This window comes from Pseudomonas xantholysinigenes (assembly GCF_014268885.2).
Lineage (GTDB): Bacteria > Pseudomonadota > Gammaproteobacteria > Pseudomonadales > Pseudomonadaceae > Aquipseudomonas > Aquipseudomonas xantholysinigenes.
In genome coordinates this window covers 889,176-910,403 of record NZ_CP077095.1, presented here as the reverse complement: position 1 = coordinate 910,403, position 21,228 = coordinate 889,176, and the positions used below count along the sequence as shown (strand labels likewise).

Below are 21,228 nucleotides of genomic sequence, written 5' to 3'. Positions count from 1 at the left end.
CCTGTCAGGAATACCAGCTGTACCTGACTAGCTTCTGGCCAGGGCGCCCTGGCCACGTTGCGACGGCTTGCGAAACACCAGCACGTTCCCCGCCATCACCGCCACCAGCCCCAGCAACGCCGGCGCCGTCCACTGGTAGCCCTCGGCCAGCGCCGACACATTCAACGCCACCAGCGGGAACAGCACCGTGCAATAGGCCGCGCTGGAGCAGGAGCTGGGCGCGCTGTACCGCAGCCTGGACCAACTGCTGGCCGAAGCCGATTTCGTCGGCATCGTGGTGCCGCTGTCCGACGCCACCCGCAAGCTGATCGGTGCCCGCGAGCTGAAGCTGATGAAGCCCAGCGCATTCCTGATCAACATCGCCCGCGGGCCGGTGGTGGACGAGGCGGCGCTGGTCGAGGCGCTGCAAAACGGCACGATTCGCGGCGCCGAGCTGGATGTGTACGAAAAGGAGCCATTCGCCGATTCGCCATTGTTCAAACTGCCCAACGCCTTGACCCTGCCGCACATCGGCTCGGCCACCGCCGAGACCCGCGAGGCCATGGCCACCCGGGCGCTGGACAACCTGCGGGCGGCGTTGCTGGATGAGCGGCCGCGGGATCTGGTGAATCCGCAGGTGTGGCAGAAGTAAGGGACAGGCATCGCCGGCTGCGAGCGATACCTTTTACTGACTATTATCAATAGCCTACCTTTCACTCGTTGCCCCCCAGACAAACGCCGAGACCTATCATTTTCACCAGTTTCGGCGATCGGCCAGCCACGATAAAACGATATCTCCATCTATCGAGGGCAAGGCAATGAGCAACGATAAGAACGACAACCAAAGCGGGATCAGCTTCAATCAGCTGGTCTCATTTGCAGAGAGTGACGAAGGGTATATCAAGCATACTGACGCGCTGGCGGCTTTTGAGAATGGTAAGCTTGAGTCCTTCTGGAAGTATAAAGAGCTAGAGTTGCTCGACGAGGGAGTAGCAAACCGTTTTCGGTTACCGATCATCGTAAACGAAAAACCTGCAATGTACTTAGTCAGCGAAACCGGGAAGCCGTCAATTTTCTTTCAGACCGACAACAACCAGCTTAATAGAGCGATTTCCAGGGAGGATGTTCTCCACCTTTCTGGAAACAAGCCTCCGTTCACAATTAAAAAAATTGGCGCACTAAGCTCACCTAAGAAACTGGTCATCGATATTGAAAAAAATGCCGAGTTCTCCGCCAAATCCAATGGAGATCTTAGTCTGAATTGGAAAGACCACGACATTAAATTCTCCGTAGAATCAGGAGGAAATGTTTCTGACGGACACCTGTACCAAAGCATTTTCAGGAACTTCGAGATCCATAATGACTCACTGCCCAGACTGCCATCGGACGCCCTTCCAAAGGACGTTACCTTCCAGGCCTATGCAGACGCCGTAAATCCAGATCAGATTCTCGCATTTGTATCCCCTACTCTGCTTCCCCCTCCATCAGTAAATAACCTCCTGCTGGTGGGAGAAGGCGCGGGGCTGAACTTTCCTGGGCCCTACACTACACCGCTGGGCGCCTCTGTGATCATCAACAAAGATGTCCCTTCTCCTGAAAAACTATGCACTGCCATCCCGCAGTTGCTCATGCCTGGGCAGAAGTTCAACACGCAACAGAAAGTCGTACAAGGCCCGGCGGTGCGGGTTGGCGTGTTCGAACCAATCGGAGGAAAGAGTCAGCCTGGGAAGCATGAACCCTCAGGTCTGCCCTACTATCCTCTTTTCGTGCTCCCACCTGGTGCTCAAGTTGACCTTGGTCTGTTCCCTGAAGGCACGGGTGCCTGGGAGCTTGAGGCCGGAGCAAAAGGTAAAATTGAAAACAATAGCTACTCTTCGCCATCGCCCTCGCGCGATGAATTCTTCATCTATGAAACAGCAACCGCACGGTACAACAGCTCAACCTATGAAACAGCATTCCTCACTACAACCAGCAGCGCGCTGAGCTTTAGTATAGACATAACCGACAACGCGTTGAAGCTGGTGCCTGAATTCGAACTTTATCCCGATGACATACTCACATGGAAAATCATTCATGGGGGCGGCAGCATCAACGAAGAGGGCGTATTTTTCCCTCCGGCTAAGGGAGGCTCATCGTTTTCCGTGGCCAAGCTCACCCTCGAATTCCAAGCGAAGGGCAGGATTACCGACAATGCCCGAATGGTCGAAGGACAGTCCGATCTCTACGTCTTGGAGGGTTTCTATGTCCTCCCTGTCCCACTACTGAGTGCTGCGGAAGCTTATGACCTCCTTACTGCTGAAAAACAGAATCAGAAAATTTTGGATAAAAACTCTTGAACACGGTGTCTTCTTGACACGCGGTTGACCTGGAATACATGACCCAGTACAGCTGAACAGCAGTCACCACAAGGCTCGGCATAACACCGCACCGAGTGGCGACTGCCGTTCAGCGCAACACGTACAGACGCTTGCCTGTGCTCACCTGACCAGCGCCATCCCCGTCTTGCGCGTCGGCTTGCGAAACACCAGCACATTCCCCGCCATCACCGCCACCAGCCCCAGCAACGCCGGCGCCGTCCACTGGTAGCCCTCGGCCAGCGCCGACACATTCAACGCGACCAGCGGGAACAGCACCGTGCAGTACGCCGCCCGCTCAGGCCCCATGCGCCCGACCAGGGTCAGGTAGGCGGTGAAGGCGATCACCGAGCCCGGGATCACCAGGTACAGCAGCGCGCCGACGTAGCGGGCATTCCATTCCATGGTGAAAGGGATGCCGCTGAGCACGCAGTACAGCGCCAGCATCGAGGCGCCATAGAGCATGCCCCAGGCATTGGTGGTCAGCGGCCTGAGCCCGGCCTTTTGCTGCACACTGGAAAGCATGTTGCCCGCCGAGAAGCACAGGGTGCCAAGCAGGCCCAGCCCCAGGCCGTACAGGGTCTCGCGGCTGGCGGCGTGGTGCGACAGTTCCGGCCAGAACAGCAAGCCCAGCCCGAGCAAGCCCAGGGCGCCACCACCGAGGACATTGGCGGCGATCTTCTGGCCGAAGAAAATCCGCGCATTGATGGCGTTCCACAGCGTCGCGGTGGAGAACACCACGGCGATCAGGCCGCTGGCCACCCATTGGCTGGCGGTGAGAAAACACATGAAGTTGACGCAGAACAGGCACAGGCCTTGGGCCAGGCACACCAGGTGGCCACGCCGGTTCATCGGTTGCAGGCGGCGGGTGAGCAGCAGGAAGGCGAACAGGATCAGCCCGGCCAGGGCGAAGCGGTAGACGATCGACACCGGGATGGCGACCGTGCCCAATTGCCACTTCAGGGCGATCCAGGTGGTGCCCCAGATCAGGACGGTGAGCAGATAGAGCGACAGGTTCATGCTGATACCTCGAAGGCCAGGACCGGCCCCTTCGCGGGCAAGCCCGCTCCCACAGCTTTGTGCAATCCCTGTGGGAGCGGGCTTGCCCGCGATGCAGGGCCACACGATTGTGCGTTCAGTCTCCATCCACACCCTGTGCAACCGCTTGCATAAACTTGCGCTTTTCCTCCAGCCGTAGCTGCCAACCCAGCGCTATCGCAGTACGATGGCCCGCAGAGGAATCGCCCATGCCCCCACTCGACCACCTGCAGGTCTTCAATGCCCTTAACGCCTCGCCCCACACCCGGCTGGAGCTGAGCGCGCAGCTAGGCGATGGGCTGGCCGCGGCGTTGTGGAGCAACCGCGACGATGCCCGCGACTACCAGGCCCCCAGCCACCACACCTTGTCGTGCTATATCGCCGACGGCACCGGCACCTTCCGCCGCCAGCGCCCGAGCGACCGCGGCGCGCCGGACAAGCTGTGCGTGATGCCCGCCGGCCACGAATCGAACTGGGTGATCAACGGCTCGATCCGCCTCGCCCACCTGTATATCAGCGAGGAACAGTTCGCCCTCGGCTGCACCCGCCTGCTGGACCGCGAGCCCCGGGAGCTGCAACTGCGCGAGGCGACCTTCCTCGACGACCCGCAACAGGCCCGGCGCTTTCGCCAGCTAATTGGCCTGGACTGGGCCGAGCCCGCCGAACGTCTGCTGGCCAGCAGCCTGGCCCACGCCATCATTGATCACGCCGTGCTCAACCAGGTCGGCCTGCGCCAAGGGCTGAAACTCAAGGGCGGGCTGGCGCCGCACCAGCGTCGGCAACTGCTGGACTTCATCGAGGCCAACCTCGAGCAGCCGCTGACGCTGGAAGAGCTGGCGCTGCGCTGCAACCTGTCCGCGTACCACTTTGCGCGGATGTTCCGGGCGAGTTTCGGCCTGCCACCGCACCAGTACCTGCTGGCTCGACGGCTGCACCGCGCCTGCCAACTGCTGCGCATGGGCGCGTTGCCACTGGGTGAAGTGGCGTTGTCGTGCGGGTTTGCCAGCGCCAGCCATTTCAGCAACCGCTTCAGGCAGGCGCTGGGGGCGACGCCGGGGGCGTACCGGGCAGCGTTTTCCTGTTGAATTTGGGGGCCGCTTTGCGGCCCTTTCGCGGCACAAGGCCGCTCCTACAGTTGATTGCGGTCTCCTGTAGCGGCCTTGTGCCGCGAAAGGACCGCAAAGCGGTCCCAGTCCTTAGAACTCCAAGGTACTCGACAGGCTCACCTGCCGCGCATCCCCCACCGCGACGAAGTACCGGTTCACCGCCGAGCTGTAGTACACCTTGTCGAACAGGTTCTTCACGTTCAATTGCAGGCGCACCTTGTGCTCGTCCAGCTTCGTTTCGTAGCTGGCGAAGGCATCGGCCACGGTGTAGGCCGGCAGGTCGAAGTCATTGGTCGCGTTCCCCGCACGCTCACCCGCGTAGCGCGCGCCAGCCCCCAGACGCAGGCGGTCGCCGCCCAACAGGCTGCCATAGTCATACACCGCCGACAGCGAGCCACTGTGCCGGGCCACGTTCTGCAGGCGATTGCCCTTGAGTTGCGGGTCCTTGGTCACCTCGGCGTCAGTGAAGGCGTAGGCGCCGATCAGGCTCCAGCGCTCGCTGAGCTGACCGCTCAGGTCCAGTTCGACACCGCGCGAGCGCACCTCGCCCGCGTTGCTGTAGAGGATGGTGCCCGGCAGGCTGTCGCCGTCGGCCACCAGCACATTGCGCTTGGTGATGTCGAACAGGGCCAAGGTGCCAGTCAGGGCGCCCGGCATGTCGAGCTTGGCGCCCACCTCCCAGGCCTTGCCTTGCTCCGGGGCGATCCCGGAGTCCAGGGTCAGGGTGCGATCGCCGCCGATGCTCAGTGGCGCGATGGTCGAGTTGGGTTTGAACGACTCGCTGTAGCTGCCATACAACGACAGCTGCTCATCGACCTTGTACACCACCCCGGCATGGGGCACCCAGGTCTGGTCGCTGGTGTCGGTGTTGACGTTGAACGGTCGCCCACGCCCGGCGTACTGGTCGTATTGCTGGAAGCGCCCGCCGGCAACCAGGATCCAGTGCTCGTCCAGGTGCCAGGCATCCTGCATGAACAACGCGTCGGTACGCAGCTTGTCGGTCTGGTCGCTGTCGGTGGCGCGCACCGAGGTGCCTTGCACTTCGCGACCATAGACCGGGTTCAGGTAACTGAAGGTCGAGCGGCTGTTCTGGCGGATCAGGTCGGCGCGATAGACCTTGCGGTCTTCGTGGTCGGCACCGAATACCAGGTCGTGGCGCATGCCTGCCAGCTCGACGCTGCCATTGAGGCTCACGCTGGCGAACTGGTCGCGGCTCAGGGCGCCCCGGGTGCCATCGATACTGCGCGACAGGGTGCCCTTCTGCTCGTTGACACCGGTCACCCGCACCTGGCTGGCATCGTAGGTCTCGCGGTTGAAGCTGTAGCCCACGTGCAGCTTCCAGTCCTCGCTCAACCTGTGGTCGACCTCCAGCCGATACAGGTCGGAGCGCCCTTCCATGTCGTTGAACGGTTCGTCCAGCCGGCGGCTGGCCGGGATCGGCAGCGGATGACCGTCGCTGCCAAAGGCCGTGCCGCGGTCGAACGGGTAGAGAAACTCGCGGTGTTCGTAGGCCAGCACCACCTGGGTATCCTCGCCGTACCAGGCCAGCGACGGCGCCACCAGCGACTCACGGTGCACACCGTAGTTGCGCCAGTAGTCCTCGTCCTCATGGTCGACGATCAGCCGGTAGGCCAGGTTGCTGTCACCCAGCGCGCCGGTGCTGTCCAGGCCGGCGCCGCTGCCGTTCTTGCCGCTGCCATAGCTCGAGCCACGCAGGGTCAGGGCATTGTAGGCCTGCAGCTGCGGGCGCTTGCTGACCACGTTGATCACCCCGCCCGGATCCTGGATGCCGTACAGCAACGAGGCCGGGCCCTTGAGCACTTCGACCCGTTCGGTGCTGGCATTGAGCGCGCGCCCCTGCACCACCGGCATGCCATCACGCATGATCGAGCCGTCGCGGTTGTCGCCAAAACCACGTTTCATCACCGTGTCGGCGGTGCCACCAAAGTTGTTGCCCTGGGTGATGCCGCTGACGTTGTACAGCGCGTCGTCGAGGTTGCGCGGGGCCTGGTCGCGCAGCACCTGGGCCGGGACCAGGTTGATGGCCTGGGGAATGTCCTGGCTCGGCCCCTGCCCGCGCATGATCGCGGCGCTGGCCGGTGGCTGGTAGCTGTAGCTGTCCATCTGCGCGTCGATGTTGATCGCCTGCAGGTCGAGCGCGCCGCCGGTGTCCAGCGGCTCCAGGGTCAGGGTTCGCGCATCCAGGCGGCGCCAGGTCAGGCCGGCGCCAGCCAGCAGTTGCTGCAGCGCCTGCTCGGCGGCATAGGTGCCGTTCAGGGCCGGGGCTTGTCGGTCTGGCAGGCTGAGGGTGTAGACCACGCTCTGCCCGGTGACGCGGCTGAAGGCGTTGAGCGCCTGGGCCAGCGGCAGGCCAGGCTGGGCGAAACTGTAAACCTGGCTCTGCTGCGCGGCCAGTGCCTGGGGGGCGCAAACCAGGGCGGGCAAGACGCTGAGACCGAACCAGAGCGGAGCGCAACGCGGGGTGAACTTCATGGACGCGGACCTGTGCAGGGATTGTTTTTTGCGAATGAATCGCACTTTCAATCACTACACGGATACCGAGATGAAGTACCTCACCCCACTGATCAATATTTTTTGTGCCGCTGCGCGTTCGCCGGCGCTATCGGTTAACGCAATACGGTCAACCGCCCGAGCACCGTCTGCCGCGAAAAGCCCAGCACCTGGCCCAGCGAATCCAGTGCAGCCAACGGCTCGGCCGCCGGGAAGCTGCCGCTGACCTTGCGCTGCGCCAGCTCGCCGTCGAGCAACAGGATGCGCCCGGGATAGTAACGGCCAAGGTCCTCGACCACCTGCCCCAACGGCACCTGGTAGTAGTTCAGCCAGCCCTCGCGCCAAGCCAGGCGGCTGTCGCTGTCCACCGCCTCGACCGCGCCGGCCAGCCCATCGGCGTAGTCCAGCTGCTGGTTGGCGATCAGTTCGCGGGGCTGTTGCCCCTTGGCCGGCGTCACCGCCACCCGTCCACTGCGCACCGTGACCCGGGCGCCCTGCCCCTGCTCGCGCACCTCGAACTGGGTGCCCAGCACCCGCACCTCGCCACCCTGGGCATCGACCAGGAAAGGCGCGCCGGTGTGGCTCACCTCGAAGAACGCGGCGCCACGCAGCAGGCGCACCCGTCGCTCGCCGTGCTGGAAGTCCAGTGCCACGGCACTGCCGGCGTCCAGGGTCAGCCGCGAGTGGTCGGCCAACGTCACCTGGCGGACCTCGGCGCCGCTGCTGTAGTCGGCGCGCAGGTCCTGCAACCAGAACTGCGGCTGCCAACCGGCCACACAGCCCAACGCCAGCAGCAAGCACGCGGCCACGGCCAGGCCGCGCCACGGACGCCGACGCGGTGGCTGGCGCATGGCCTCGAGGTAGCGACCCAGGTCACCCGCCTCCTCCTGCGCCAGGCGCGCCGCCGGCGCCTCGCTCAGGTCCCACAGCGCCTGGGCCTGGGCATAGGCCCGGCGATGGGCCGGGTCGGCCAGCAACCAGCGCTTGAAGGCCGCGTCCTGGGCCTGTTGCGGCTGTTGGTTGATACGCCCCAACCAACTGAGCGCGGCACGGGACTGTTCGGCGGTGATCGGCGGCTCAGCATTCATCGACGGGCACTCCCTGGCCGGCGCAGTAGGGACGCGGGCTCGGCGACACTCGCCTTGCACGCTTCGAGGGCGCGCATCATATGCTTTTCCACCGCGCTCTGGGACAGCTGCATGGCCCGGGCGATCTCGCCGTAGGTGCAACCGTGGATGCGGTTGAGCAGGAAGATCTGCCGGGTGCGCTCGGGCAACGCGCGCAGCGCTGCCTCGATGCGTTGCAGGTCGTGTTCGGCGGCCAGGGCCTGTTCCGGCGCCTGGCTGCCCCGGGCCTCATCGTCCGCATGCAGCCCTTCGGCGGCGCGGTCGCGGCTGCCCTCGCTGCGCAGGTAGTCGATGGCCAGGTTGCTGGCGCTGCGCAGCAGGTAGGTGTCGAGCGCCTCGACCTGCACCTCGGGGCGGCGCCAGAAGCGCAGGAACAAGTCCTGGACCAGGTCCGCGGCGGTAGCGCGACAGCCAATGCGCCGGCTGACCAGCGCCTCCATGCGCGCGCGCTGGGCGAGGAACACCTGGACGAAACGTGCCCGGCCGCCGTCGTTCAAGGGCTCACACCGACAACAGGGCCAGCAGCGGCCCCAGTATCAGGCTGAGCGCAGCCGCCGCCAGCAACAGGCGCGGTTGGTAGGGCAAGCCAAACACCCACAGCGTGCCCCCGGCCATCAGCACGGCGATCCACTGCACCAGGCCCAGGGCCCAACCGCGCAGGTGCACGGCCAGCACCAACGCCACCAGCAACAAGGCCCAGCCGCCTGCGCGCAGGGCCCGCTGCTGGAGCAGCGTGGGCTTGCGCCCGAGCAGATCGTTGCAATGTTTTTCCATGGCCAGGCACAAGCCGGCGAACCCGGCAAACCCGAGCAAGGCGATGCCAAGCATCAGCTGGCCTCCACGACAGTGCCGGCGCGTGGCGCGCGCTTGGCGGCAGGCTTGGGCGCACGCAGCATCTTGCCGGCGGCCCAGGCGAGGAACAGGCCGGTGGCCAGCGCCGTGAGATCGAACCCGGCCATGACCCAGTCGCCACTGACCAGGGAGTGGTCCAGGCCCTTGCCCGTGGTCAGCGCATTGAGCAGGGGCAACAAGGCAAACGCCAACGCTCCCAGGGCCAGTTGCTCGGCCCAAGCTCGACGCCCGGGACGCAGCAACGCATGCAGCAGTGACAGCGCCCAAACCCACAGGAAGCTGTCGATTTCCCAGTCGGCACGCCCTTGCAGGCCTACCGGGAACAGGCGGTTGGCCCAGAAAAATGCCGCCACCGCGAGCATCAGGCCGCTCATGCTGGCGATATTGAGCACCTCCACCAGGCGCAATTCGCCCGGCATCTGTGCGCTCTTGGCATGCTTGAGCTGGCGCTTGCCCAGCCACATCACCAGCCCGGTGCCGATCACCGCCGTGCCGGCGACGCCGAAGACGAAGTACAACCAGCGCAGCCAGGGCCCGGCGAAGTTGCCCATGTGCAGGCCGACGAAGGTGAACGAGGTCTGCATCGCCACGCTTTCCGTCGCGCCTTGGTTGAGCAGTTCGCCGCTGACACCATCGAAGGTCCAGCTGGCGCTGCGCTGGTAGGCCACGCTGTCGGGGGCGGACCAGGAGAAACTCACCCTGGCATTGGCGTCGCCTGGGTTCTGCACCTGAATGAAGCCCAGGCGCGCGCCCGGCACATGGGCCTGGACCTTGGCGTACAACTCGCCCAGTGGCACCAGCGGTGCCGCCTGGGCCGAGGCCGCGACAGACTCATCGCGACCGAACAAATCGTTGAAGTAGCGATCACTGTCGCCATAACTGGCGAGGATGCCGGCCGGCATGACCATGTACATGAAGATCACCAGGCTGCTGTAGCTGATCATCAGGTGGAACGGCAGCACCAGCACGCCAATGGCGTTGTGGCCATCGAGCCAGGAACGCTGGCCCTTGCCCGGACGGAAGGTGAAGAACTCCTTGAAGATCTTCTTGTGGGTGATGATCCCGGTGACCAGCCCCAGCAGCATGATGAAGGCGCAGAAGGTCGACAACCAGCGGCCCCAGGGGTGCGGCATCTGCAACTGGAAATGGAACCGGTAGAAGAACTCGCCGCCGCGGCTGTCGCGGGTCTGCACCTCTGCGCCGGTCTGGGCATCGAGGTCTTTGTTGGTAAAGCCACGCCGCCCCCCGCCGTTGGGGTCGCGCCAGGTGACGCCGAGCGCCGCCTCTCGCTCGCTGGGCAAGCGGATGAACCAGGTGCTGGCATGCCCGGCGTTGGCCTGCAGGTAGCGCTGGGCCAGGCCTAGGCTGGTCGCCGGGTCCAGCGGATGGCCCTGGATCTCGGGCTTGGTCCAGTGGGTGATTTCTTCCTTGAAATAGGACAGCGTCCCGGTCAGGAAGATCGCAAACAGCAACCAGCCGAAAATCAGGCCGGTCCAGGTGTGCAGCCAGGCCATGGCCTGGCGGAATCCTTCTTTCATGGCTGCTTCATCCAGTAGGCCAGCGCATTGACCACCCCCAGCACCAGGCTCGGCAGCAGCACCCCCTGCCAGGCGCGCCAGGCGCTGCGGCAGGCGAAACACCAGAGGAAAGCCAGCAGGTAGAAGACGAACGACAGCATCATCCCGGTCAACGCGGCATCGACCTGGCTCATAGGCGCCAGCAGGGCGACGCACACGCTGACCATCGACGCCAGCAGGTAGCCACCCAACAAAGCGGCCAGGCTGCGTGAGGTCACGGCCAGGCGGTAGCTCAGGGGAAGGCCGGCGGCTTTGCTCTTCATGACGAGGGTCCGGGGAATGGGGCTGCAATAGTAATGATTTCAATTCTCATAATCAAAGAGCACGCGACCACCGTTGGAGCCGGGAGAACATCATTGCCGAAGCATGGTCCGCCGAATACAATGCGAACAATTCTTACTTCCAATTGCGCCATCGGGCGCCGGAGTCGCATCGGTGCCCAGCGCGCTTTCCGCCACCGTCGAAGGCCTCTACCTCGCCCACCACACCTGGCTCACCGGCTGGTTGCGCCGGCGCCTGGGCTGCCCGCAAAGTGCCGCCGACCTGGCCCAGGACACTTACGTGCGCCTGCTCCAGGCCCGCGAGGCGCCGCAGCTGGTCGAACCGCGCGCCTTCCTCGCCACCGTGGCCAAGCGTGTGCTGTGCAACCACTTCCGCCGCCAGGAACTGGAGCGCGCCTACCTTGAGGCCCTGGCCCAGGTGCCGGAACAGGTGGCGCCGAGCGAAGAGCAAAAAGCGATCATCTTCGACACCCTGCTCGAACTCGACCGCTTGCTCGATGGCCTGCCACCGCTGGTCAAGCGCACCTTCCTGCTGGCCCAGGTCGATGGCCTGGGCCAGGGCGAGATCGCCCGTGAACTGGGCATTTCCCTGGCCACGGTCAAACGCTACCTGCACAAGGCAGCGCTGCGCTGCTACTTCGCCCTGTGAACCCGTCGTTCTCCGCGCACATCGCCGAGCAGGCGGTGCACTGGCTGATCGAGTCGCAGAGTGACGATTTCGACCAGCATCAGGCCCTGCAGCACTGGTTGCAGGCCGACAGCGAGCACCAGCGCGCCTGGGCGCATATCCAGCAGGTCAACCAACGCCTGCGCGGGGTCGCCTCGCCGGTGGTGCATGCCACCTTGCAGGCGCCGCCCTCGCCGGCCCGGCGTCGCGCGCTCAAGGCGCTGTTGCTGGTCGGGGTGGCCAGCGCCGCCGGGCTCGGCCTGCAGCCACACAACCCGCTGCCGGGGCTGCTGGCCGACTATCGCAGCCCAGTCGGCCAGCGCCGGCGCCTGACCCTCGATGATGGCAGCCAGTTGCACCTGAATACCCGCAGTGCCGCCGATGTACGCTTCGATGGCCAGCAGCGTCGAGTGCGCTTGCAGGAGGGCGAGTTGCTGCTGGAGGTGGTCAACGACCCACGCCCGCTGCACCTGCTTACCGCCCAGGGCGAGCTGCGCCTGGGCAGTGGCCGTTTCGACGTTCGCCAGTTCGATGGTTTCAGCCTGGTCTCGGTATTCAGCGGCAGCGTCAGCGTGGCCGGGCAACCGTTGCTGGCCGGGCACCAGGCGCGTTTCGCCGCGGGCGGCTGGCAAGCGGTCGCGCCGTTGGACCCCAACCGCGCGGCGTGGGTGGACGGCATGCTGGTGGTGTCACAGATGCGCCTGGGCGATTTTCTCGCGGAGTTGTCACGCTATCGCCTGGGCCAGCTGGGTTGCAGCGAGCGGGTGGCCGACCTGCGGATCTCCGGCTCCTACCCGCTGGCGGACAGCGAACGGATCCTGGCCATGCTCGAAGTGGCGTTGCCGGTGCGGGTGCGGCGCTTCACTCGCTACTGGGTCAATGTTGAAGCGGCCACAAGCTGAACACCCCTCTCCCCTGTCGGAGCCAGCGCAGAGCGTGACGCAACTTTTTTCCATCCACCTGAGCCATTTCCCGAACCTCGCGTGACAGACAAGGCAGAACCCCTTGTCACAGGACTTCCGCCACATGCGCCCCAGCCCCCTCGTCTACGCCCTGATGCTCGCCGCCCCGTTCGCCCTGGCCGGCGAAACCCGCGACTACCACATCGCCGCCGGTACCCTGGAGCAGGCGCTCAACCAGTTTGGCCACGAAAGCGGCGCGCTGATCTCGTTCAGCCCGGCCCTCACCCAAGGCCTGAGCAGCCCTGGTCTGGACGGCCAGTACGAGACGGCGCAAGGCCTCGACGCGCTGTTGCGCGGCAGTGGCCTGCAAGCCCACCAGCAGACCGACAACGCCTTCAACCTGCAACCGGCGCAAGCCGCCGGCGGCACTGGCAGCGTGGAGCTGGGCGCCTCGACCGTGGTCGGCGACTGGCTGGCCGAGGCGCGCCAGGACAACGTCTTCGAACATCCCGGCGCCCGCGACGTGGTGCGCCGCGAGCAGTTCGAACGCAGCGGCGCCAGCAGCGCCCGCGAAGTGCTCAACCGCATTCCCGGGGTCAATGCCCCGGAAAACAACGGCACCGGCAGCCATGACCTGGCGCTGAACTTCGGCATCCGTGGCCTGAACCCTCGCCTGGCCTCACGCTCCACCGTGCTGATGGACGGCATTCCGGTGCCCTTCGCCCCTTACGGCCAACCGCAGCTGTCGCTGGCGCCGATCAGCCTGGGCAACATGGACGCGGTGGACGTGGTGCGCGGCGGCGGCGCGGTGCGCTACGGGCCGCAGAACGTCGGCGGCATCGTCAACTTCGTCACCCGCGCCATCCCCGAAGAGGCCACCTTCAAGGCGGCGATGCAGAACCAGATCAGCCCGTCGTCCAGCCAGGATGGCCTGAAGAACAGCGCCAACCTGTTGATCGGTGGTACCAATGCCAACGGCCTGGGCGGCGCCCTGCTCTACTCCGGCAGCCGAGGCAGTGACTGGCGCGAACACAGCGACACCCAGATCGACGACCTGATGCTCAAGGGCAAGCTGCAACTGGACGAAGCCAACAGCCTGCACGCCATGGCCCAGTACTACGAGGGCGAGGCCGAGATGCCCGGTGGCCTGAGCGCGGCCGACTTCGACGCCGACCCGTACCAGTCGACCCGCCTCAAGGACAAGTTCTGGGGCCGCCGCACGCTGTTCAACCTGGGCTACGACTACAAGCAGGACGACCGCCAGTTCAGCGTCAACAGCTTCTTCACCAAGACCCTGCGCAGCGGCTACCTCGACCAGGGCAGCTTCGTCTCGCTGTCGCCCCGCGAGTACTGGGTACGCGGCATCGAAACGCGTTTTTCTCAGGGCCTGGCCCTGGGCGACAGCTGGCACGAACTGGGCATCGGCTACCGCTACATCAACGAAGCCGGCCACGAACTGCGCTACCGCGAGCCGACCCGCGCCAACCTGCTGCCGACCACCAACAGCCGCAATGACCGCGACACCCGCGGCAGTACCGAGGCCCACGCGATCTACCTGGACGACCGCATCGACATCGGCCGCTGGACCATCACCCCGGGCATCCGCTACGAGATGATCGACTCCGAGCAGAACAACAAGCTCAGCGGCCAACGCTACCAGGGCAGCTACAACACCGCCCTGCCGGCACTGAACGTGATGTACCACCTGACCGACAACTGGAACCTCTACGCCAACACCGAAGGCTCGTTCGGCAGCGTGCAGTACAGCCAGATGCCCAACCGGGTCAGCAGTGGCGAGGTGAAGCCGGAAAAGGCGCGCACCTGGGAAGTCGGTACCCGCTATGACAATGGCGACCTGCAAGCGGAGATCGGCGCGTTTCTGATCAACTTCGACAATCAGTACGAAAGCAACCAGACCAACGATTCGGTAATCGCCCGCGGCGAGACCCGCCACCAAGGGATCGAGACCAGCGTGCGCTACGCCCTCGATGGCCTGAGCCCGGCACTGGCGGGCTTCGACGTGCATGCCGGCTATGCCTTCGTCGATGCCAGCATTCGCGAGGACGGGCCGAACAAGGGCAACCAGGTGCCGTTCTCGTCGCGCCACAAGGGCACCCTGGGGCTCGGCTACACCCAGGGCCCGTGGCAACTTAACCTCGACAGCAGCTTCCAGAGCAGCCAATACGCCGACAACGCCAACACCGGTAGCGAGAGCGCCGACGGCAGCACCGGACGCATTCCCGGCTACATGCTGGTCAGCAGCCGCGCTGGCTACGACTTCGGCCCGCAGCTGTCGAACTTGAAGGTGGCGGTGGGGGTGAAGAACCTGTTCAACCGCGAGTACTACACCCGTTCGTTCGACGACAACAACAAGGGCAAGTACGTGGGTGAACCTCGTACTTTATACCTGCAAACCTCGGTCGAGTTCTGATCGACGGCAAGAAAAGCCCGGCAATCGCCGGGCTTTTTGCAACAACACATTTTTCTTCGACAGGGGCTTGAATTCGTCGCGCCGATGCCTGACCTTAGAGTCAAGAGGCGCAGAAAACCCAACGCCCTCAGTGGCCTAGGCACGCCTCTCGCGAGCAAGCTGAATAAGGATTGAATCATGCAAATCCAGGTCAACAGCAGCAACCACATCGAAGGCAACATCCGTCTCGACCAATGGGTGCGCAGCACCCTGCAAAGCAGCCTCGAACGCTACGAGGACGACCTCACCCGCATCGAGGTCCACCTGCGCGACGAGAACGGTGCCAAGCCCGGCCCGCATGACAAACGCTGCCAGATGGAGGCTCGCCCGAAAGGCCACCAACCGATTTCCGTGACCCATACCGCCGCCTCGCTGGACCAGGCGGTCGATGGCGCCGCCAGCAAGCTGAACCACGCCCTGGAGCACTTCTACGGCAAACTGCGCAGCAAGCGCGGCGCCCTGGAACTGAGTGATCCGGACGCCTGATCCGGCCTTGTGTCACACACCAACGCCCGGCCTTGCGCCGGGCGTTTTCATTGCACTCTTCATTGCGCACCGATCAACGGGCCTGAACCAAGCCCAGACGGCCCCGGTCAATTCCTGCAGTCATTCATTGCAGATGCCGACCATGCACAACCCCTTCGAACAAATCAGCGCCGCCTTCGCCCCGGAATACCGGGTCAACCTGAGCATCGAGCGCCTGGACGGCAGCATCATGCTGACCCTGTCCGACGACAGCGGCGTAGTAGCCAAGCGCCTGGTCAGCGAAGCCCAGCGCAACGACCCGATACGCCTGCAGCGGGTCATCGACAGCATCCGCCTGGGCCTGGCCATCGAGCTAGGGCAGAACCCGCTGGAGGTCCTCGCCGCCCTGACCCGCAGCCAGCACGGCGAACAGCGCTTTCCCAGCGCGGGCCTGGCCAACTGAGGCCTACTTGCCCTCATCCACTTCCTTGCCGCTGGCATCCAGCGCCTTGGTCGATGGGTAGCGATACGAGGCGTAGCGCACCACCAGAATGGCGAAGGCCAGCAGCAGGATGCCGCCGCACACATACAGCAAGCCGACATCCGGCGCCTTGTGGTGCGACACGTCGCCGATCAGCAGGCGGGTCAGCGCGGTGATCGCCACATACAGCAGGAAGCGGATCGGCATGTGGTTGGTCTTGAAATAAATCCCCACCATCGCGCCCAGTTCCAGGTAGATGAACAGCAGCAGGATGTCGTCGACGCTGACCCCGCCCTTGCCCAGCATGTCGAGGAATGTCACCACTGCCGCATAGGCGGTGATCGCGCCGATACCGAACAGCGCCAGGTAGTGGAACGCCTCCACGCACAGGTTGCCCAGCGAGTCGGCCGAGCCATGCAGGCCCTTGCGCAGTTTTTCTGCCCATTTGATGTTCACGATGTTCGATTCCCCGATACGGCTGAAGGTCTTGTGGCATGCAGTTAAAGGGCCAGGCCCTTGCCTTGGAAGGCGGCCGATTGCCGCAGGGCACCTGTGGGCTACGCTGTTTTCAGCATAAAGGGCCATCATTGCGGTTGCGGGGCGGTGGCTTGAACCTGTACTGTATAAAAATACAGTTATCTGCCAACCCAACCAGCAAAAAGGCATAGAGGTGATGAATGGCCGTCGAAGTGATGTACCGCAGCAGCCGCGACCCGGAGCGCTTGTTCATGGATAAGGCCGAAGCAGACCGTCACGACAAGATGCTCGAGCTGGCCGAGCGCCTGGCCGAGGTACTGCACAAGGCGGTGCCGTCGCTGAGCGAGCAGCAGGTCGAAGAGGCCGGTATCTACATGGCCAAGAACCGCGATGTGTTCGCCCGCGCGTTCAAGAGCCAGCCTGATGCGCTGGCCGAGCTGCTCGAAGGCGGCGCGGCCGAGTAACTTCGACACTACCCCAGTGCCTTGCGCGCCCCCTGTGGGAGCGGGCTACCGCGAAGCAAGCAACGCGATGCCTGGCACCGGCTACGCCGGTGTTCGCGGCTAAAGCCGCTCCCACAGGGATCGCGCCGACCTCAGGACATGCACTGCACCTGTGGGAGCGGGTTTACCCGCGAAGCAGGCGACGCGGTGCCTGGCACCGGCTTCGCCGGTGTTCGCGGGCAAGCCCGCTCCCGTACGGATCGCGCCAGATTCTAGAAATTGAGCAAGACAGTTGCTCCCACAGGGATCGCGCCCGGTTGAGCAATCTCAGCAAGACCGTTGCTTGCACTGGGAGCATGACAGCACACAGCACCCGTTTTTCAGCCGTACAACAAGCGCTCGGCCAGCATCTGCGCCACCCTGGCCGGCGAGCGCTTCTCGGCCTGGGCATGGGCGAACACCTCGGTCAGGCGCGTGGGAATTCGCGCCAAGTGCGCCGTGATGGTCCCCACCGCTTCCCCTCTATGGGTCAACGCCACATAGATCAACCCACCTGCATTGATCACGTAATCCGGCGCGTACAGGATTCCGCGGCTTTCCAGTTGATCAGCCACCTGCATCGTGGTCAGTTGGTTGTTTGCCGAGCCCGCCACCGCCGCACAGCGCAGCTGCATCACGCTCTGCCCGTTCAACACCGGCCCTACGCCGCAAGGCGCAAAGATGTCGCACGGCGTGCTGACCAGGGCTTCGTGGGGCACGGGATGGGCATTGAACTGCTCCACGGCCAGGCGCACCCGCCCCGGGTCCAGGTCGCTGACCAGCAACTCGGCCCCCGCCGCATGCAGTTGCTCGGCCAACGCATAACCCACGTTCCCCAAGCCCTGCACCGCCACCCGCAAGCCTTCCAGGTTATCGCTGCCCAGGCGGGCCATCGAAGTCGCGCGAATACCGGCGAACACGCCCAACGCCGCGTGGGGCGAGGGATCGCCCGAGGCGGTGGTGCTGGTGACGTAAGGCGTGGACTGGGCGATGCAGTCCATGTCCAGGGTCGACGTGCCACTGTCCACCGCGGTGATGAAGCGCCCCTGCAAGGTATCGACGAAGCGGCCAAACGCCTCGAACAGCGCCGCGCGGTTTTCCACATGGGGATTGCGCACGATCACCGCCTTGCCGCCACCCATGGGTAGCCCGGCCAGGGCGGCCTTGTAGCTCATGCCCTGGGCCAGGCGGATGGCGTCGCTCATGGCGCTTTCGTCGTCGGCATACGGCAGGTAGCGGCAACCGCCCATGGCGGGGCCCAGCTGTTCGCTGTGGATCACAACCACCGCCTTCAGGCCCGTGGGCGGGTCGATGAACAGGTGCAATGACTGGGTACGGGTGCTTTGCATGAGCGCGAACATCGACGGGCTCCCCCGTGAGGTGCTGCTACCAGTATAAACAGGTCAAGCCCAGTCACCGCGCGGGCGGACCACTGGACGAAAAGCCCGGCCAGGGCTACAAGTTAAGCGTGATGGAGAAGCCCCCATGAACCCACGCCAAGCCTGCCTGGCCTGCCTGGAGCGCGAGCCGGTCGCCCTGCTGGAAGCCGCGCTGTGGATCGCCGCCGAGCATGACTGCAGCGTCGAACCCGCTGCCAGCCTCACGCACCTGCACACCCTGCAGCGAGAGGTCAGCACCCAACTGCCGATGCTGCCATTGAACGAACTGGCGCAACCGCTGCTGCGCCAGCTCAATGCCTTGGGTTACCAGCAGGATGAGTACCTGCCGCTGCGTCCACAAGCCGCGCTGATGGACAAAGTGCTGCAACGCCGGCGCGGGCAACCGCTGCTGCTGGCCATCCTTGCCCTGGAGCTGGCGCGGCGCCTGTCGATCCCGCTGGAAGGGGTCAATTTTCCCGGCCATTTCCTGCTGCGGGTGCCCGGCGCCGATCATCTGCTCGACCCCTGCGGCGGCCGCCGCCTGTACCCCGCCGATTGCCGCGAGCTGCTCGCCCGCCAGTTCGGCCCGCACCTGCCACTGACCGCCGAACACCTGCGCGCGGCCACGCCGATGCAGATGCTCCAGCGCCTGTCACGCAACCTGCGCCAGCTGCACAGCAGCAACGACAACGACCTGGCCGCGCTGGTCGACGCCGAGCGGGTCATGCAGTTAGGGCCGGTGCAGGTCAACGATTATCTGGCCCGTGCCACCCTGTACCAGCATCTGGACTGCCCGCAGGCCGAACGCTTCGACCTGGAGCATGCCCTGCTGCTGACCGACGACCCGGTACAACGGCTGAAACTGAGCGAACGACTCGGCCAACTGCCCGCCAGCAAGCGCTCAATCCACTAACGCTTGGGCCTTGACCGCCACCTCATGCGAGCGAGGCGCACGCACTTGGCAGATCAGCAAGGCGCCAAGCAATGCCGGCACCGCACAGAAATAGAAAATCTGTTCCACCGGCATGTGCAAGGTCAGCAGCAGGCTCCCCAGCAACGGCCCGAGGATCGAGCCGAAGCGCCCCACGCCGAGGGCCCAACCGGTGCCGGTGGCGCGCACCTGGGCCGGGTAGAAGTTGCTGACAAAGGCATTGAGCGTGAGCTGTCCGCCAATGATGCAGAAGCCGGCGGCGAACACGCTCGGCACCAACCAGCGCGGGTCTGCATGGTTCAAGCCCACCAGCACGCTGAACAGCGCCGCCCCCAGCAGCACACCGGCCAGCAGGCGTGCCTTGTTGAGCATGCGGTCGGCGCACCAGGCCATGCATACCGCGCCCAGGGTGCCGGCAAACAGGAACAGCGAGGTCACCAGGTTCGCCTGGTTCAGCGCCAGGCCGCTGTCCTGCAACAGCGACGGCAGCCAGCTGATCATGAAGTACAGCAGGATCAGGCTGACGAAGAAGGTGCTCCACAGCAGCAGGGTTGGCCGGGCAAAACCGCCACGGAACAACGCCACCACGGTCAACTTGCCGGGTGCTGGCTCATCGGCGTCCAACTGCGCCTCCGGCACCTTCCAGCCGGGCAGCAGCCGCGTGCAGATATGCTGCAAACGCCAATAGGGCGGCGCGTCGCGCAACAGGCGTGGCAGTGATTCGGGCAAGAAGAAATACAGGAAGGGGAACAGCAGCAACGGTGCCACGCCACCGGCCAGGAACACCGCCTGCCAACCATGACGGTCGATGAAGCCTGCGGCGACAAAGCCTCCCGCCGCGCCGCCCAACGAAAAACCGCAGGCAGCCAGGGTCACCATCAGGGTGCGCAGGCGCGGCGGTGCGTAATCGGCCATCAGTGCCATGGCGCTGGGCATGGCGCCGCCCATGCCGATACCGCAAAGAAAGCGCGCCAGCATCAGGCTATCGAGGGACGTAGCGAACACCATCAGCACCGTCAGGCTGGCATACAGCAGCACGCAGCACAGCAACACCCGCCGCACGCCGAAGCGGTCGGCCAACGGCGTCACCGCCAGCGAACCGAGCGTCAGGCCCAGAAGGTTGGCGCTGAACACCGGCCCGAAGGCGGCCTTTTCCAGGCCCCAGTCCTGGGCCAGCGCGGGGATCACATAGCCCAGCACCTGGGCATCATAACCATCGGTGACCAGCAGCAGGACCAACAGCAACAACAGGCACCACTGGTAGGGGGACACCGGGCGCGCGTCGAGCGCCGCGCGGAAGCTGGCTATCTGGTTGTTCATCGCAAGGTACCTGTCTTTTATTGTTATGCCATGGGAGCGCGATGGTATCCGCAGGTGCCGGCTTGCCGGCTCCTGCCGGTTGACACGGTCTCTTTGGGAGCCGGTTTACCCGCGAAAGCGTCGGTGGCCTCACCATTGCATTCGCGGGTAAACCCGCTCCCACAGAGTCCCAGCCAACACCAGGAGTTGGTGTTCAGTTGGGAGTGTCGGGCTGCCTCGCTGGGTGGGCTTGCTGGAAGGCTGGGTGCTGCTCGGCCAGGGCGGCCACGCGGCGAATGCGCGGGTAACCGCCGAGGTCGATGTTGAATCGCTCGGCCGCATACAACTGCGGGATCAGGTAGATATCAGCCAGCCCCGGCGTGGCACCGAAGCAAAAGCCATCATCGCCAATCAACTGCTCGATCGCCGCCAACCCTTGGCTGATCCAGTGACCAATCCACTGGTTGACCTGGGTTTCGTCATGCCCCAACTGACGCAGCTGGTTGAGCACGCTGACGTTGTGCAATGGATGGATATCGCAGCCGATGATCGCCGCCACGCCACGCACCTGGGCCCGGGTCTTGGCACAGGTCGGCAGCAGCGCGGGCTGTGGATAAGCCTCTTCGAGGTACTCGATGATTGCCGGCGACTGCACCAGCAACGCGCCGTCATCGGTACGCAGGGCCGGCACCCGCCCTTGCGGGTTGAGCGCCAGGTAATCCTCACCGCGCTGTTCGCCCTTGAGCAGGTTCACAGGCTTGGCCTGGTACTCAAGGCCTTTGAGCGCCAGGGCGATGCGCACCCGATACGACGAGGTGGAACGGTAGTAGGTGAACAGCTCCATCGCCTG

20 protein-coding genes and 2 pseudogenes are annotated in these 21,228 nt (G+C 64.5%); 10 read left to right on the top strand and 12 right to left on the bottom strand.

Going from position 1 to position 21,228, the window contains the following annotated elements; translation table 11 throughout:
* Positions 1-27 precede the first annotated feature (27 nt).
* Positions 28-201, bottom strand: a pseudogene (locus tag HU772_RS04225) (EamA family transporter); the annotation flags it as partial.
* On the opposite strand from HU772_RS04225, the pseudogene HU772_RS04220 reads away from it, so the two are divergent.
* Both HU772_RS04220 and HU772_RS04215 read left to right on the top strand, forming a co-directional pair.
* Positions 200-631, top strand: a pseudogene (locus tag HU772_RS04220) (NAD(P)-dependent oxidoreductase); the annotation flags it as partial. The pseudogenes HU772_RS04225 and HU772_RS04220 sit on opposite strands and share 2 nt — an antisense overlap.
* Before the next feature lie 166 nt (positions 632-797).
* Positions 798-2,315 carry a hypothetical protein gene (locus tag HU772_RS04215; protein ID WP_186660187.1) on the top strand — a complete coding sequence of 506 codons (1,518 nt, stop codon included), beginning with the start codon at positions 798-800 and terminating at the stop codon, positions 2,313-2,315.
* A 141-nt stretch (positions 2,316-2,456) separates the two neighbouring features.
* Here HU772_RS04215 and HU772_RS04210 read toward each other — a convergent pair whose 3' ends face one another.
* Positions 2,457-3,353: a DMT family transporter gene (locus tag HU772_RS04210; protein ID WP_186660185.1), complete on the bottom strand. Its 897-nt coding sequence runs from the start codon at positions 3,351-3,353 to the stop codon at positions 2,457-2,459.
* A 227-nt stretch (positions 3,354-3,580) separates the two neighbouring features.
* Between HU772_RS04210 and HU772_RS04205 the strand changes: the two genes are divergently transcribed.
* Positions 3,581-4,456 carry a helix-turn-helix domain-containing protein gene (locus tag HU772_RS04205; RefSeq protein ID WP_186660182.1) on the top strand — a complete coding sequence of 292 codons (876 nt, stop codon included), beginning with the start codon at positions 3,581-3,583 and terminating at the stop codon, positions 4,454-4,456.
* Between the two features lie 111 nt (positions 4,457-4,567).
* Here HU772_RS04205 and HU772_RS04200 read toward each other — a convergent pair whose 3' ends face one another.
* From HU772_RS04200 to HU772_RS04175, 6 genes are all read right to left on the bottom strand, one after another.
* Positions 4,568-6,970: a TonB-dependent siderophore receptor gene (locus HU772_RS04200; protein WP_186660181.1), complete on the bottom strand. Its 2,403-nt coding sequence runs from the start codon at positions 6,968-6,970 to the stop codon at positions 4,568-4,570.
* Between the two features lie 134 nt (positions 6,971-7,104).
* Complete coding sequence (locus HU772_RS04195; protein ID WP_186660179.1) at positions 7,105-8,076, bottom strand: FecR family protein; 972 nt, start codon at positions 8,074-8,076, stop codon at positions 7,105-7,107.
* The gene (locus HU772_RS04190; RefSeq protein ID WP_225923105.1) at positions 8,073-8,612 is read right to left on the bottom strand and encodes an RNA polymerase sigma factor; all 540 of its coding nucleotides are present in this window, start codon (positions 8,610-8,612) and stop codon (positions 8,073-8,075) included. The genes HU772_RS04195 and HU772_RS04190 overlap by 4 nt, the downstream gene beginning before the upstream one ends.
* A 4-nt stretch (positions 8,613-8,616) precedes the next feature.
* A complete protein-coding gene (locus tag HU772_RS04185; RefSeq protein WP_186660177.1) occupies positions 8,617-8,943 on the bottom strand; it encodes a DUF3325 domain-containing protein in 327 nt (108 codons plus the stop codon).
* Complete coding sequence (locus HU772_RS04180; protein ID WP_186660176.1) at positions 8,943-10,505, bottom strand: PepSY-associated TM helix domain-containing protein; 1,563 nt, start codon at positions 10,503-10,505, stop codon at positions 8,943-8,945. The genes HU772_RS04185 and HU772_RS04180 overlap by 1 nt, the downstream gene beginning before the upstream one ends.
* Positions 10,502-10,807 (bottom strand): DUF3649 domain-containing protein, encoded by a 306-nt coding sequence (locus HU772_RS04175; protein ID WP_186660175.1) that lies wholly within the window; start codon positions 10,805-10,807, stop codon positions 10,502-10,504. The genes HU772_RS04180 and HU772_RS04175 overlap by 4 nt, the downstream gene beginning before the upstream one ends.
* A 172-nt stretch (positions 10,808-10,979) precedes the next feature.
* Between HU772_RS04175 and HU772_RS04170 the strand changes: the two genes are divergently transcribed.
* The 5 genes from HU772_RS04170 (at position 10,980) to HU772_RS04150 (ending at position 15,792) form a co-directional block, all read left to right on the top strand.
* Complete coding sequence (locus HU772_RS04170; RefSeq protein ID WP_186660174.1) at positions 10,980-11,474, top strand: sigma-70 family RNA polymerase sigma factor; 495 nt, start codon at positions 10,980-10,982, stop codon at positions 11,472-11,474.
* Positions 11,471-12,394: a FecR domain-containing protein gene (locus tag HU772_RS04165; RefSeq protein WP_186660173.1), complete on the top strand. Its 924-nt coding sequence runs from the start codon at positions 11,471-11,473 to the stop codon at positions 12,392-12,394. The genes HU772_RS04170 and HU772_RS04165 overlap by 4 nt, the downstream gene beginning before the upstream one ends.
* Positions 12,395-12,518: 124 nt before the next feature.
* Entirely contained in the window at positions 12,519-14,825 is a 2,307-nt protein-coding gene (gene fecA / locus HU772_RS04160; protein ID WP_186660172.1) for a TonB-dependent Fe(3+) dicitrate receptor FecA, read from the top strand.
* Positions 14,826-15,002: 177 nt separating this feature from the next.
* Positions 15,003-15,350 (top strand): HPF/RaiA family ribosome-associated protein, encoded by a 348-nt coding sequence (locus tag HU772_RS04155; protein ID WP_134691200.1) that lies wholly within the window; start codon positions 15,003-15,005, stop codon positions 15,348-15,350.
* Between the two features lie 142 nt (positions 15,351-15,492).
* Positions 15,493-15,792 (top strand): DUF3509 domain-containing protein, encoded by a 300-nt coding sequence (locus HU772_RS04150; RefSeq protein WP_186660171.1) that lies wholly within the window; start codon positions 15,493-15,495, stop codon positions 15,790-15,792.
* Between the two features lie 3 nt (positions 15,793-15,795).
* Here the strand turns inward: HU772_RS04150 and HU772_RS04145 are convergent, their stop codons facing one another.
* Positions 15,796-16,266 carry a phosphate-starvation-inducible protein PsiE gene (locus HU772_RS04145; protein WP_031315617.1) on the bottom strand — a complete coding sequence of 157 codons (471 nt, stop codon included), beginning with the start codon at positions 16,264-16,266 and terminating at the stop codon, positions 15,796-15,798.
* 221 nt (positions 16,267-16,487) lie between these two features.
* On the opposite strand from HU772_RS04145, the gene HU772_RS04140 reads away from it, so the two are divergent.
* Positions 16,488-16,751, top strand: coding sequence for a YebG family protein (locus tag HU772_RS04140; protein ID WP_186660170.1), 264 nt, complete (start codon positions 16,488-16,490; stop codon positions 16,749-16,751).
* A 359-nt stretch (positions 16,752-17,110) separates the two neighbouring features.
* Here the strand turns inward: HU772_RS04140 and HU772_RS04135 are convergent, their stop codons facing one another.
* Positions 17,111-18,130: a Leu/Phe/Val dehydrogenase gene (locus HU772_RS04135; protein WP_186660168.1), complete on the bottom strand. Its 1,020-nt coding sequence runs from the start codon at positions 18,128-18,130 to the stop codon at positions 17,111-17,113.
* Between the two features lie 124 nt (positions 18,131-18,254).
* On the opposite strand from HU772_RS04135, the gene HU772_RS04130 reads away from it, so the two are divergent.
* A complete protein-coding gene (locus tag HU772_RS04130; protein ID WP_186660166.1) occupies positions 18,255-19,061 on the top strand; it encodes a SirB1 family protein in 807 nt (268 codons plus the stop codon).
* Here HU772_RS04130 and HU772_RS04125 read toward each other — a convergent pair.
* Together HU772_RS04125 and maiA are read right to left on the bottom strand one after the other, a co-directional pair.
* Positions 19,050-20,399 (bottom strand): MFS transporter, encoded by a 1,350-nt coding sequence (locus HU772_RS04125; protein WP_186660164.1) that lies wholly within the window; start codon positions 20,397-20,399, stop codon positions 19,050-19,052. The genes HU772_RS04130 and HU772_RS04125 overlap by 12 nt on opposite strands.
* A gap of 193 nt (positions 20,400-20,592) precedes the next feature.
* Positions 20,593-21,222: a maleylacetoacetate isomerase gene (maiA, locus tag HU772_RS04120; protein WP_186660162.1), complete on the bottom strand. Its 630-nt coding sequence runs from the start codon at positions 21,220-21,222 to the stop codon at positions 20,593-20,595.
* Positions 21,223-21,228 lie beyond the last annotated feature (6 nt).

Bases quoted from the DNA above. Each gene is read 5' to 3' on its own strand.
- HU772_RS04215 (WP_186660187.1), top strand. From the start codon at position 798: ATGAGCAACGATAAGAACGACAACCAAAGCGGGATCAGCTTCAATCAG.
- HU772_RS04210 (WP_186660185.1), bottom strand. From the start codon at position 3,353: ATGAACCTGTCGCTCTATCTGCTCACCGTCCTGATCTGGGGCACCACC.
- HU772_RS04205 (WP_186660182.1), top strand. From the start codon at position 3,581: ATGCCCCCACTCGACCACCTGCAGGTCTTCAATGCCCTTAACGCCTCG.
- HU772_RS04200 (WP_186660181.1), bottom strand. From the start codon at position 6,970: ATGAAGTTCACCCCGCGTTGCGCTCCGCTCTGGTTCGGTCTCAGCGTC.
- HU772_RS04195 (WP_186660179.1), bottom strand. From the start codon at position 8,076: ATGAATGCTGAGCCGCCGATCACCGCCGAACAGTCCCGTGCCGCGCTC.
- HU772_RS04185 (WP_186660177.1), bottom strand. From the start codon at position 8,943: ATGCTTGGCATCGCCTTGCTCGGGTTTGCCGGGTTCGCCGGCTTGTGC.
- HU772_RS04180 (WP_186660176.1), bottom strand. From the start codon at position 10,505: ATGAAAGAAGGATTCCGCCAGGCCATGGCCTGGCTGCACACCTGGACC.
- HU772_RS04175 (WP_186660175.1), bottom strand. From the start codon at position 10,807: ATGAAGAGCAAAGCCGCCGGCCTTCCCCTGAGCTACCGCCTGGCCGTG.
- fecA (WP_186660172.1), top strand. From the start codon at position 12,519: ATGCGCCCCAGCCCCCTCGTCTACGCCCTGATGCTCGCCGCCCCGTTC.
- HU772_RS04155 (WP_134691200.1), top strand. From the start codon at position 15,003: ATGCAAATCCAGGTCAACAGCAGCAACCACATCGAAGGCAACATCCGT.
- HU772_RS04150 (WP_186660171.1), top strand. From the start codon at position 15,493: ATGCACAACCCCTTCGAACAAATCAGCGCCGCCTTCGCCCCGGAATAC.
- HU772_RS04140 (WP_186660170.1), top strand. From the start codon at position 16,488: ATGGCCGTCGAAGTGATGTACCGCAGCAGCCGCGACCCGGAGCGCTTG.
- HU772_RS04135 (WP_186660168.1), bottom strand. From the start codon at position 18,130: ATGTTCGCGCTCATGCAAAGCACCCGTACCCAGTCATTGCACCTGTTC.
- HU772_RS04130 (WP_186660166.1), top strand. From the start codon at position 18,255: ATGAACCCACGCCAAGCCTGCCTGGCCTGCCTGGAGCGCGAGCCGGTC.
- HU772_RS04125 (WP_186660164.1), bottom strand. From the start codon at position 20,399: ATGAACAACCAGATAGCCAGCTTCCGCGCGGCGCTCGACGCGCGCCCG.
- maiA (WP_186660162.1), bottom strand. From the start codon at position 21,222: ATGGAGCTGTTCACCTACTACCGTTCCACCTCGTCGTATCGGGTGCGC.